Annotated in this window: 6 protein-coding genes; all 6 read right to left on the bottom strand. The window is 35.3% G+C overall.

Features of this window, described 5'->3' with window-relative positions:
• Positions 1 to 63: 63 nt before the first annotated feature.
• A complete protein-coding gene (locus IIF7_RS17225; protein WP_084842927.1) occupies positions 64 to 285 on the bottom strand; it encodes a DUF6095 family protein in 222 nt (73 codons plus the stop codon).
• A gap of 72 nt (positions 286 to 357) precedes the next feature.
• Positions 358 to 1575 (bottom strand): multidrug effflux MFS transporter, encoded by a 1218-nt coding sequence (locus IIF7_RS17220; protein ID WP_084842926.1) that lies wholly within the window; start codon positions 1573 to 1575, stop codon positions 358 to 360.
• Between the two features lie 259 nt (positions 1576 to 1834).
• A complete protein-coding gene (locus tag IIF7_RS17215; RefSeq protein ID WP_084842925.1) occupies positions 1835 to 4057 on the bottom strand; it encodes an NADP-dependent isocitrate dehydrogenase in 2223 nt (740 codons plus the stop codon).
• Positions 4058 to 4253: 196 nt separating this feature from the next.
• A complete protein-coding gene (gene rplS / locus IIF7_RS17210) occupies positions 4254 to 4607 on the bottom strand; it encodes a 50S ribosomal protein L19 (RefSeq protein WP_013073002.1) in 354 nt (117 codons plus the stop codon).
• 118 nt (positions 4608 to 4725) lie between these two features.
• A complete protein-coding gene (trmD, locus tag IIF7_RS17205) occupies positions 4726 to 5406 on the bottom strand; it encodes a tRNA (guanosine(37)-N1)-methyltransferase TrmD (protein WP_084842924.1) in 681 nt (226 codons plus the stop codon).
• 45 nt (positions 5407 to 5451) lie between these two features.
• Positions 5452 to 6042 (bottom strand): hypothetical protein, encoded by a 591-nt coding sequence (locus IIF7_RS17200; RefSeq protein ID WP_084842923.1) that lies wholly within the window; start codon positions 6040 to 6042, stop codon positions 5452 to 5454.
• Positions 6043 to 6157: the final 115 nt, after the last annotated feature.

The raw sequence follows: 6157 nt of genomic DNA, 5'->3' as shown, positions 1-6157 counted from the left end.
CTGCTGCCCATTAAGTATTTATCTACGTGGTAAATTGCGTTGTAAGAATGAAGTTTTTATTTCTTAATCGAAAATAGCTTTCATAACGATCATAATTCCGCGGAAAATTAAGAAGATGGCTGTAATCATTGCTATGATGCCTAAAGTTAAGATTGGAATGAATAATGGCTTGTCCTGATTCTGAAAAGAACTGGTTATAATTACTGGTCCTGCTACCGCAAGCGGTAAGGAACCCGCTAAATGTTTTATTCCTTTTCCTAGAAGTCTGCGATCTGTATGTTTCATTATTAAAATGGATTCAGATGATTTTTGTGCAAATTTAAGGAATCTATAGCCTATCAAGTTCAATTTATAAAACTAGTATTCTTTTATCTGTTTATTTTTTGCAGAATATTGAAAAAGTAAAAGGCTACTAATTCCGAGAGAAACTAATAAAATTATTCCTAAAGGAACTATGCTGTCGCTATGGAATAAACTTACAACAAATGAAGCTAAGGCTCCCAGGATCATCTTCATGCTTCCTATTAGTGCAGAAGCTCTTCCTGCTCGCTTTGTAAACGGAGTAAGGGATAAAGCTGTTGTGTTAGGGTTTTGAAATCCCAGCAGGAATAATATTAAAAATATAAGAATTACGATCACATAGAAGTTTGGATCAAAACTTCCGGCAATTAAAAAAAGAAAGGATAATATAACTAATAACACACTGTTGATTATTGTAATCTTCAGTATGTTGAATTTCTTAAGAACGAAACGATTAATCTGACTTCCCAGAATTAAGCCTCCTGCGTTTATTCCGAATAAAATTCCAAACTCACTCTGACTAAGATCAAAGATATTCATGAATAATTTAGGTGCAGAAGAGATGTATGAGAACATTGCTCCAATTGCAAAACTCCCTGCAAAGGCAAAATTCCTAAATTTAGGATGAATTAGAATTCCGTAGTAATTTTTTAAAACACTTTTTGGAGTAAGCTGAACTTTATTATCTGGTGTGATACTTTCCGGTAAAAAACTAGAAACACTAATAAGCATCAATACTGCAAAACCTCCCATAAATAAAAATACAATAGGCCAGCCATAAGATTGTATGATAAAGCCTCCAATGGTGGGCGCAATAATTGGTGCTCCACCCATTATTAGCATTAAGATTGAAATAGCACCGGCAACTTCCTCAACAGGAAAAATATCCCTTACTATGGCTTTAGATGCAACCATTCCTGCTGATGCTCCTAAAGCTAAAAAGAACCTTGAAATTATTAAGAAAGTTAAGTTTGGTGAATAGTAGCAGGCTAAAGCTGCAAGAATATAAATCACTAAACCAATCTGTAATGGTCGTTTTCTACCGAATTTATCCATTATTGGTCCGTAAGCCATTTGACCTAGTGAAATCCCAATAAAATAAGAGGTAAGAGTTAAGCCAACTTTTGCAACGCTAATATTGAAATCTTCAGCTATATTTTCAAAACCTGGTAGGTAGGAATCTATGGAGAATGGACCTAAAGCTATTAGGGTTCCCAAAACCAATAAAATAATGTATTCTTTTTTCTTGTTTCTTTCGCCGGGCGTATAATTCATTCTGCAAATTTCGGTAAGAAAATACTTTTTGAAACTACGAAAATGAGGTTTAACCTAAGATTAATAGAATTATTGTGTGGATTTGAAGCAATAATACTAAGACTTAAAAAAGAAAGGCCGAAATTATACAATTTCGGCCTTTAATAAAATTTATTGGCACCGCCAACGGGTGTAATACTCCGAGGCTTGCCTCGAAATTAAAAAAAATTCTAGTGAATGTCTCGTGGGCTTGCCCCGAGATAGTTTACTTTTTCAGGATTTAGTTTCCTAAAATCTTATTTAGCGTTTCACTAGGTAGCATCGCACTGCTAGTTTTTTGATCGTCCATTTTGTAATATCCACCGATATCCTGAGGAGATCCCTGTGCGCCATTCAACTCTTCCATAATTTTAGCTTCATTCGCTTCAAGTTCTGAGGCTATCTTACCAAAATGGTCTTTTAAATCGGCATCTTTATCTTGACTTGCTAAAGCTTCAGCCCAATATAAAGCAAGATAAAAATGACTTCCGCGGTTATCAATTTCATTTACCTTTCTGGAAGGAGATTTTCCGTTTTCAAGGAATTTTTCAGTAGCCTTATCTAAGGTGTCTGCTAGTACAAGAGCTCTTTCGTTGTTGTATTTATTTCCTAAGTGCTCTAAAGAAACCGCTAATGCAAGAAACTCTCCTAAAGAATCCCATCTTAAGTGTCCTTCTTCAATAAATTGTTGTACGTGCTTTGGTGCAGATCCACCAGCACCAGTTTCAAATAAACCTCCGCCATTCATTAAAGGAACAATAGAGAGCATTTTTGCACTGGTTCCTAATTCTAGAATTGGGAATAAATCGGTTAAATAATCTCTAAGTACGTTACCAGTTACAGAGATGGTATCTTTTCCTTCTTTTACTCTTTTTAGAGTAAATTCAGTTGCTTTTACTGGAGACATGATCTCGATCTGAAGTCCTTCAGTATCATGCTGTGGAAGATACTTTTGTACTTTTTCAATTAATTGTGCATCATGAGCTCTCTCGTTATCTAACCAGAATACGATTGGCATTCCACTATCTTTTGCACGATTAACTGCTAATTTTATCCAATCTTGGATAGGAGCATCTTTTACCTGGCACATTCTCCAAATATCGCCTGCTTCAACTTCGTGTTCGATTAAATTTTCGCCTTTAAGGTCTACAACTTTTACAGTACCAGCTTCAGGTAATTCGAAAGTTTTATCGTGAGAACCGTATTCTTCAGCTTTTTGAGCCATAAGACCTACGTTAGGAACAGTTCCCATTGTAGTAGGATCAAAAGCACCGTGTTCTTTACAGAATTCGATAGTGGCCTGGTAAATTCCGGCGTAACTACTATCTGGAATTACCGCTTTAGTGTCCTGAGTTTTATTGTCTTTGTTCCACATTTGCCCAGAAGTTCTAATCATTGCTGGCATAGAAGCATCAATAATTACATCACTAGGTACGTGTAGATTGGTAATTCCTTTATCTGAATTTACCATTGCCATATCTGGACCGTTATCTATAGCGGTTTGAATAGCATCACTAATTTCTTTGCTTTTATCTTCAGGAAGTGTTTCAATAGCACTTAAGATATCTCCAAGACCACTATTTGGATTTCCTCCTGCTTTTTTAATATCGTCACCATATTTTTCGAAAACATCAGCAAAAAATACTTTTACAGCATGCCCAAAAATAATAGGATCTGAAACCTTCATCATGGTTGCTTTCATATGAAGGGAGAAAAGAACTCCTTTGTCTTTAGCATCCTGAACCTGCTCTTTTAAGAATTTTTCTAATTGAGCAACATGCATTACTGTACCATCGATAATTTCGCCAGCAAGTAATTTAATTCCCTTTTTAAGAACAGTCTCTTCTCCAGAAGCTGAAGTGAATACGATATCTACGCTATCGTCTTCGTTAAGAGTAACAGATTTTTCGTTATGGCAAAAATCTCCGCTATCCATAGTTGAAACGTGAGATTTAGAGTCGGCACTCCATGCTCCCATCGAGTGTGGATTCTTTTTTGCAAAATTCTTTACCGCTTTTGGAGCTCTACGATCTGAGTTTCCTTCACGTAAAACCGGGTTTACCGCACTACCTTTTACTTTATCGTACTTAGCTCTAATTTCTTTTTCTTCCTCAGTTGCTGGTTCATCTGGATATTCAGGAAGTTTGTATCCTTTTTCCTGAAGTTCTTTAATTGCTGCTTTTAACTGTGGGATAGAAGCACTAATATTAGGTAGTTTAATAATATTTGCTTCTGGTTTTTTTGCTAGTTCACCAAGTTCAGTCAATGCATCTGCAACTTTTTGATCTTCTTCTAGAAATTCTGGGAATTGAGAAAGTATACGTCCCGCTAGAGAAATATCTTTTGTTTCTAAAATTACATCTGCTGCTTTGGTATAAGTCTGTACAATTGGAAGTAATGAGTATGTGGCTAAAGCCGGAGCTTCATCTGTTTTTGTGTAAAAAATCTTGGTGTTTTCTGCCATTATTCAATTTTTTTGATTTGTCAATTTTTGCAAAAACCCTGTAAAGACACAGGGTTTGAAGCCTCCGCAATATACTATTTTTTAGGCATTTTAGCTAGTGAAATATAGGTAAAGCCTGTTAAGAAATATTAAAAATAGGGTATAAAAAAACTCCGTTGGAAACGGAGTTTTTAAATTGTATTGTAAAAAGTAAAAATTAAGCTCTTTTTGCTTCTTTAATACGAGCTTTTTTACCAGTAAGTTCTCTAAAGTAGAAAATTCTAGCTCTTCTAACGCTACCTCTTTTGTTGATCTCGATCTTTTGGATCGCAGGAAGGTTTACTGGGAAGATACGCTCTACACCAACAGTACCACTCATTTTTCTAATGGTGAATGTTTGTGAGCTACCTGTTCCTCTTTTTTGGATTACAACTCCACGGAAGAACTGAGTTCGGGTTTTTTGCCCCTCTTTAATTTCGTAATAAACTGTAATAGTATCTCCAGCTGAAAATTCAGGAAGATCTTTCTTAGTAACGAATTCGTCTTGAACGTATTTAATTAACGATTCCATAGTTAAATATTTAAGATACAAGCTAAAACAACGTTCACGGTTCTCGCCAGAGGTTATTTTAGAACGGATGCAAAATTATAAATTTTATTTTTATAAATATAAGTTTTGTTGAAGAATTTTAATCTTCATCTAAAAGATCTGGTCTAAGTCTTTTTGTACGTTTAAATGCTTCATTTTCACGCCACTCTTCGATCTTTGGGAAATTACCTGTAGTTAAGATTTCAGGTACTTTCCATCCTTTATATTCTGCAGGTCTTGTGTAAACAGGAGGAGCTAATAAATTATCCTGAAACGAATCTGTTAATGCTGAAGTTTCATTCCCTAGAACTCCCGGGATAAGCCTTATTACTGCATCGCACAAAATTGCTGCGCCTAATTCTCCGCCAGAAAGTACATAATCTCCAACTGAAATTTCTTTGGTGATAAAATGATCCCTCACACGCTGATCTACTCCTTTATAATGGCCGCAAAGAATGATAATGTTTTCCATCATCGAAACTCTGTTTGCCATTTTTTGATTTAATGTTACACCATCTGGGGTCATGTAAATTACTTCGTCGTAATTTCGTTCAGACTTCAGCTTAGTGATACACTTATCAATCGGCTCGATCATCATTACCATGCCTGCGCCGCCTCCAAATTGATAATCGTCAATTTGCTTATAGTTATCGGTTACATAATCTCTTAAATTATGTAAATGGATTTCTACATGCCCTTTTTCGATAGCGCGTTTAAGAATCGAAGCTTCAAACGGACTTTTTAGAATATCTGGAACAACAGTGATAATGTCTATTCGCATGGCGGTTTATTTTTAGGACTGCAAAGATGCGAATAATTGCAGAATTTAGCTGTTCATTCTATTTACCTTATTTTTTTCATCCTGAAGTAATCGACCAAGACGTTGCTCTTTCTCCAGTGCCTTTTTCTTGTAGGCATCAAACTCCCTTTCGGTGTCATCAAGGCGTTTTTTAGCCTCTTTAGTAACCGAATTAGAATTTTTAAACTTATAAATAAAGAAAAGCAAAGCTAAAATTAGAATAGCAACAATTCCCCACATCATGGCCATATAGGTTCCTTTAGTGAGTGGTAAGCCTAAGAAGACAATATTGTCCTTTTCTTCGGTTACTTTTTGAAGATCTTGTTGCGTGGTTTTTAATTCACCTTCTAAATTAGCAATTTCGTCTTCCTGTTGGTCTGCAGTATTTTTACCAACCGTAATCTGGTCTTTTAACTTCTGAATATAATCATTGGTATTATCCCGAAGATCGATTAGGTCGTCGTAATTTACCACTTTATATTCCTGGTAGTTGTTAGAAGACTCAATTAACTCCTGAAATTCCTGTTGAATAGGATTTGTTGTAGAAATACTGTCTTGTGCATTACTTTGAAGTGTAAATGCTGTAAAAATTAATAGTGTAATTAGTAGCTTGTTCATTTTAAAATGAAGTTTTCAAGTTTGTTAGTACCAACGTAACCTGTAAAATGATATTTTATTGTGCAGGCTTCATTTTTTTTGGTCTGCAAATTTCAGAAGAAACTATCGCCAAAAC

The sequence above is a fragment of the Zunongwangia atlantica 22II14-10F7 genome (assembly GCF_002094855.1).
GTDB classification, from domain to species: Bacteria; Bacteroidota; Bacteroidia; order Flavobacteriales; family Flavobacteriaceae; genus Zunongwangia; species Zunongwangia atlantica.
The sequence above is the reverse complement of the archived record's forward strand: the minus strand, read 5'-3'. Positions and strand labels throughout refer to the sequence as shown.